This is a genomic window from Sporosarcina sp. P29 (genome assembly GCF_002743265.1).
Taxonomy (GTDB): domain Bacteria; phylum Bacillota; class Bacilli; order Bacillales_A; family Planococcaceae; genus Sporosarcina.
Map to the genome: position 1 here is coordinate 1 of NZ_PDYX01000074.1, position 468 is coordinate 468.

At 57.7% G+C, this 468-nt stretch carries 1 protein-coding gene; it reads left to right on the forward strand.

Features of this window, described 5'->3' with window-relative positions; translation table 11 throughout:
* On the forward strand, window positions 1–468 hold a 468-nt coding region (locus tag CSV68_RS16600), incomplete at both ends, for a tetratricopeptide repeat protein (protein WP_199175048.1).

The following is a 468-nucleotide window of genomic DNA, read 5'->3' on the forward strand; positions in this document are numbered from 1 at the left end:
GTCAGCAGTTACAGCAGGCCCGGTTACTGGCTACAACGGGTCATACTCAGGAGGCCATTGCGGCCTATGACAAGCTTTTTGACGGTAATCCGCCGGGCGGTGACGTGGCGACGGAATACTGGAATGTTGTGGCGAAAGATCCTGCCCGCCGTAGCGTCGCCATTAACCAGCTGAAGAAAATTAACGCCAGCAGCCCGGGCAATACGCAGCTGCAGGGCACGCTGGCCCAGCTCCTGTTCCAGACCGGTCGTCGTGATGAAGGGTTTGCGGTGTTGCAGGAGATGGCCAAATCCAGCAATGGCCGCAGCCAGGCATCTGATATGTGGTATGAGCAGATCAAAGATCAGCCTGTCAGTAACGCCAGCGTCAGCGCGCTGCAAAAATACCTGAGCGTCTTCAGCGACGGCGACAGCGTAGCGGCGGCACGTACCCAACTTGATACGCAGCAAAAACAGCTCGCCGACCCAA